Annotated in this window: 4 protein-coding genes; 2 read left to right on the forward strand and 2 right to left on the reverse strand. The window is 68.6% G+C overall.

Features of this window, described 5'->3' with window-relative positions; all coding sequences use genetic code 11:
• Positions 1-153 precede the first annotated feature (153 nt).
• Both htpX and AC08ON_RS00335 read right to left on the reverse strand, forming a co-directional pair.
• Positions 154-1,026 carry a zinc metalloprotease HtpX gene (gene htpX / locus AC08ON_RS00330; protein WP_476605925.1) on the reverse strand — a complete coding sequence of 291 codons (873 nt, stop codon included), beginning with the start codon at positions 1,024-1,026 and terminating at the stop codon, positions 154-156.
• Between the two features lie 46 nt (positions 1,027-1,072).
• The gene (locus AC08ON_RS00335; RefSeq protein ID WP_476605924.1) at positions 1,073-2,143 is read right to left on the reverse strand and encodes a Rossmann-like and DUF2520 domain-containing protein; all 1,071 of its coding nucleotides are present in this window, start codon (positions 2,141-2,143) and stop codon (positions 1,073-1,075) included.
• A 568-nt stretch (positions 2,144-2,711) separates the two neighbouring features.
• Here AC08ON_RS00335 and AC08ON_RS00340 point away from each other — a divergent pair.
• On the forward strand, positions 2,712-4,598 hold the full coding sequence (locus tag AC08ON_RS00340; RefSeq protein ID WP_476616267.1) for a 2-oxoacid:acceptor oxidoreductase subunit alpha: 1,887 nt from the start codon (positions 2,712-2,714) through the stop codon (positions 4,596-4,598).
• On the forward strand, positions 4,595-5,656 hold the full coding sequence (locus AC08ON_RS00345) for a 2-oxoacid:ferredoxin oxidoreductase subunit beta (RefSeq protein WP_476605922.1): 1,062 nt from the start codon (positions 4,595-4,597) through the stop codon (positions 5,654-5,656). The genes AC08ON_RS00340 and AC08ON_RS00345 overlap by 4 nt, the downstream gene beginning before the upstream one ends.
• The last annotated feature ends 29 nt before the right edge of the window (positions 5,657-5,685 follow it).

A 5,685-nucleotide genomic window follows, 5' to 3' on the forward strand; every position in this document is an offset into this window, starting at 1 on the left:
TTGCGGCGGAACCTGGGGGGTTTGCTCCGCCGCGGTCCTGGTTGTGAACCAACGCCGTTTCGGCCGGCGGTTCGCGGTTAAAGCGTACTCCGAGTACTTCGGGGTGTTACCGCGACGACGCGCCGCGGACAACATCGTGGCCATCGGGTCCGGTCACCGATACGGATTCATGCGTGACATCTGTTCGAGACGCTCGATCCGCTCGTTCATGGGCGGATGGGTGGAGAACAGCTTCCCGACCCCCCCACCCCGGAACGGATTTGCAATCATGAGCGCGGCGGCGGGACCGAGCTTGGAGGTCTGCGGCAGGGGCCGCGCCGCGGTGCCGGCGTCCAGCTTGCGCAACGCGTTCGCCAGCCCGATCGGGTCACCGGTGAGCGTCGCGCCGGACTCGTCGGCCTGGTACTCCCGGGACCGACTGATCGCGAGCTGGATGATCGTCGCCGCGACGGGACCCAGGATCATCAGCAGCAGAAGCTCGAAGATGCCGGGACCGTCCTCATCGTTCCGCCCACCGAAAATAGCCAGGAACTGGGCCATGTTCGCCAGATAGACGATAACACTGGCGAGGGCACCGGCCACCGATGCGATCAGGATGTCCCGGTTGTAGACGTGGCTGAGCTCGTGACCGAGAACGCCGCGTAGCTCACGATCGTCCATAATCTCCATGATGCCCTCGGTGCAACAGACCGCCGCGTTTCGCGGGTTACGGCCGGTAGCGAAGGCGTTGGGCGCCCGGGTCGGGCTGAGGTACAGCCGCGGCATGGGCATCCGGGCATTGCGGGCGAGATCCCCGACGATCGCGTAGAGCCGGGGCTGCTCGACCTGCGTCACGGGATAGGCCCGCATGGCCCGCAGGGCTATCCGGTCAGAGAAGAAGTAGGCGAAGCCGTTCATACCGATCGCGAGCACGAGCGCGATGACCAGACCTCCGCGCCCGAACAGCGAACCCACCACGATGATGGCGGCGGACAGCACGCCCAGCAGCAGCGCGGTCTTCAGACCGTTGAAGTGGCGGTGTGGCATGGCGATCGAGTGTCCGTCCTGTCGAACCGGTACACCTGTCTCAACGCTACGGCGCTGGCCGAACGTTCCCGTCGGACGTGTGGCCGCCGCCCCCGACCCGTACGGCTGCCGGCCCGCGGCGGGCCTCGCCCGGTCGGTCGCCGGGCTCGTCCGGGACGGCTTCGCGCAGGCGTGCGACCACGGCCGGGGCGAGCAGCCCGACCCGTTCGAGCTCCTCCGCGGTGAAGATCGCCAATCGTCGGTACACGGCGGCGATCTGTGGATCCAGCTGGTCGAGCGCGGTCAGATGTGCCACGACGGTGCCGAGATCACCGCGTCGCACCGGTCCGGTCGACGCCGACCAGCCGTCGGTCAGGGTGTTCGCCAGCGATGCCCGCAGCAGCGGACCGAGCGCCGCGGCCGGATCCGGCACGCCCGCCGCGGCCAGCACCTCGCCGGCAGCCGCCACCAGGGTGGTCAGGAAGTTCCCGCCGAGCACGAGAGAGGCGTGGTAGAGATCCCGCCGGTCATCCGCGACGGGCAGAGCGATGCCGCCGACGTCTGTGACCAGGCGGCGGGCCAGCCCCTCGGCCACGGGATCGGCGGTGATCCCGAACGGGACACCGGCGAGGAGAGCGGAGTCCTCGATGATCCCCGGCAGGGTCATGATCGGATGAAGCGCGATACGGGCCGCGCCCACGTCACCGCCTGCCGCCAGGACGCCCAGGCCGTGGCGCCCACTGAGATGCACGAGTGTCCGGCCGGGTCCGACGGCTCCCGCCGCGACCAGGTCCGTGACGACCGGCCCGATCGCGTCATCGGGCACGGAGACGAGGAGGACCTCGGCCCGCCCGGCGGCCTCGGCCACCCCGCCGACCCACGCGTCCGGAAACAGGTTCACGGCCCTCGATCGGTGCCGCGGCGAGCGCACTCCCACGGCCACCACCGGATATCCGGCCGCTGCCAGGGCGAGGCCCAGCGCCGTGCCGGCCCGGCCCGGCCCGACGATTCCCACCTTCTCCCGCGGCCCGGCCTCCCGCGGCCCGGCACTCGCCGCCGTGGACGAAGGTGCGGCGTCGGGTCGACCGTCATCCGGGCCGCTCGCGGTATCCGACTGCTCGTGCGGGCGATGCGTCATGTACCGATGCTCCCCGTTCCGGAGCCGGCCGCTTCCGAGGGGGCCACCCGCCGACCCCGGCCACCCGCCGACCCCGGCCACCCGCACGGCCAGCATGCCCCGATGCCGGGGCTCACCGGACATACCGCCACAAGCCACTAAATAGCTACAATCGGTAACATCGCGGATCGGGCCAGGTCGCCGGCAAGAGCGAGCTCACCGCTCCGGGCGCCCGACGTAAAGATCACCCTGTCGATTCCCTGACAGGCCGGGCCTCCCCCGAAATTGTGGAAAGCATTACCGGAAGCGCATTGAACCGGATCCGGCCGATCACCTCCATCGGGCGGTACACCCCTTCTGACCAGCGATATCAGGGTCAAGACACGCCAGCCGGACGATCGCAACGACAAAGACTATATACGTAGAGTTGGCAAACAATCACCATACGGCGCGACGGCTACGGAGACCGAGGTCGATCGTCGATCGTCGATCGTCGACGAGGATGGAGCGATCGAACTCGGCGGCACGGTGCGCGCGCATCATTGATACGGCCGGTAGGCTGGAACGGTACCCGAGGAGGTCACTGAAGGTGTCAGAGCAGGTCAGGGAGAGGGAGACCCGCCGGCTCGACCGGGTCGTCGTGCGCTTCGCGGGCGACTCCGGCGACGGTATGCAGCTCACCGGAGAACAGTTCACCAGCGAGACGGCAGCATTCGGCAACGACCTGTCGACGCTTCCGGACTTCCCTGCCGAAATCCGCGCCCCAGCCGGCACGCCGGCCGGCGTGTCCGGCTTCCAGCTACATTTTTCCGATCACGACATTCTCACCCCGGGTGACGCACCGGACGTACTGGTTGCAATGAACCCGGCGGCCCTGAAGGCGAATCTGAAGGATCTGCCGCCGGGGGCCAATCTCATTGTCAACACCGATGCATTCACCGGCGGCAACCTCAAGAAAGCCGGCTATACGACGGATCCGCTGACCGACGGCACGCTGGATGCCTACACGGTGCATCGGGTGCCGCTCACCTCGATGACCATCAACGCGGTGCACGCCGCCGAGGGTGTCGGCGCCGGGGTCAACAAGAAGGAGGCCGAACGAGCGAAGAACATGTTCGCCCTGGGCCTCATGAGCTGGCTGTACCACCGGCCGACCGAGAGCACTGTCGGCTTCCTGGAGAAGAAGTTCGCCAAACGGCCCGAGATCGCCGCGGCGAACGTCGCGGCCTTCCGTGCCGGCTTCAACTACGGCGAGACCACCGAGTCCTTCTCGGTCACCTACGAGGTGGCGCCGGCCCGGATGAAGGCCGGTACCTACCGACGGATCACCGGGAACACGGCACTGTCCTACGGTCTGATCGCCGCCGGCGAGCTGACCGGCCTGCCGGTGTTCCTCGGCTCCTACCCGATCACCCCGGCCTCGGACATCCTGCACGAGCTGAGCCGGCACAAGCGGTTCGGCGTGCGGACCTTCCAGGCCGAGGATGAGATCGCCGGCATCGGCGCCGCGCTCGGTGCCTCCTTCGGCGGATCACTCGGCGTGACGACGACCTCCGGCCCGGGTGTCGCGCTCAAAAGCGAGACCATCGGCCTCGCGGTCAGTCTCGAGCTGCCGCTCGTGATCGTCGACATCCAGCGCGGCGGTCCGTCCACCGGCCTGCCCACCAAGACCGAACAGGCCGATCTACTCCAGGCGATGTTCGGCCGCAACGGCGAGGCTCCGGTTCCGATCGTCGCGCCGCGCTCCCCGGCGGACTGCTTCAACGCCGCGATCGAGGCCGCCCGCCTGGCTACCAAGTACCGCACGCCGGTGTTCCTGCTCTCCGACGGCTACCTGGCGAACGGCTCGGAGCCGTGGCTGCTGCCGACCCGCTCGGAGCTGCCGGACCTGAGTGTCGCCTTCGCCACCGAGCCGAACCACACCGGGCCGAAGGGGCCGGAGTTCTGGCCCTACCTGCGTGATCCGGAGACCCTCGCCCGGCCGTGGGCAGTCCCCGGCACGGCGGGTCTGGAGCACCGCATCGGCGGCATCGAGAAGTCGGACGGCCAGGGTGCCATCTCCTACGATCCGGCCAACCACGACCGGATGGTGCGGCTGCGCGCGGCGAAGATCGACGGTATCGCGAACGATGTCGCGCCGCTGGAGGTGGAGGACCCGTCCGGGCAGGCCCGGCTGCTCGTCCTCGGCTGGGGCTCCACCTACGGCCCGATCGCGGCCGGCTGCCGCCGGGTCCGCGCCAAGAGCATGCACGTCGCTCAGGCGCACCTGCGTCATCTCAACCCCTTCCCCGCCAACACCGGGGACATCCTGCGGTCGTACGACAAGGTGCTGATTCCCGAGATGAACCTCGGGCAGCTGAGGACCCTGATCCGGGCCGAGTACCTCGTCGACGCGATCGGCTACAACCAGGTTCGCGGGCTGCCCTTCAAGGCCGCGGAGCTGGCGGGCGTCTTGGAGGACGTGATCAACCAGTGACCGTCACGACGAATCGCAGCGGCATCAGTAACCGGCTACTCGACCTGGTGCCGGCCGCGCCGGCCCAGCAGAGCCGCAAGGACTTCACCTCCGACCAGGAAGTGCGGTGGTGCCCGGGATGTGGCGACTACGCCATTCTCGCCACCGTCCAGGGGTTCCTGCCTGATCTCGGGGTGGCCCGGGAGAACATCGTCTTCATCTCCGGAATCGGCTGTTCCTCACGGTTCCCGTACTATCTGCAGACGTACGGGATGCACTCCATTCACGGCCGGGCGCCGGCGATCGCCACCGGGCTCGCCGCCTCCCGTCCCGACCTGTCGGTCTGGGTCGTCACCGGGGACGGCGACGCCCTGTCGATCGGTGGGAACCACCTGCTGCACGCGCTGCGCCGCAACGTCAACCTGAAGATCCTCATGTTCAACAACCGGATCTACGGACTGACGAAGGGGCAGTATTCCCCCACGTCCGAGATCGGCAAGATCACCAAGTCGACCCCGTTCGGCTCGCTGGACCGGCCGTACAACCCCGTGTCGCTGGCGCTGGGGGCGGAGGCCACGTTCGTCGGACGGTCCATCGACTCCGACCGGGCGCACCTGACCTCGGTGCTGCGCGCGGCCGCGGAGCACCCCGGCACCGCCTTCGTGGAGATCTTCCAGAACTGCAACATCTTCAACGACGGCGCCTTCGACCCGCTCAAGGACCGGACCAGCCGGGACGACGTGACGCTGAAGCTGGCCCACGGCGAGCCCCTCGTCTTCGGCACCGAGGGCGACAAGGCCATTCGACGGGCGCCGGACGGCAGCCTCGAGGTCGTCCCGGCGGGCGGCCCGGACGTCCTCGTCCACGACGCCTGGGCGGCCGATCCGAGCCAGGCGTTCGCGCTGTCCCGGCTCACCGGTGACTCGCACGGCGTCACCCCGATCGGCATCTTCCGCGACGTCGACGCGCCGACCTACGACGAGGCGTTGAACGCCCAGATCGCCGACGCCAAGACCCGCCAGGGCGACGGGGACCTGATGTCGCTGGTCGCTGGTGGGGAGACCTGGACCATCGAGTGATCTGAAAGCCGTCCGCTGATCTGATCAGC

This window comes from Frankia sp. CoWAU3, assembly GCF_977971855.1.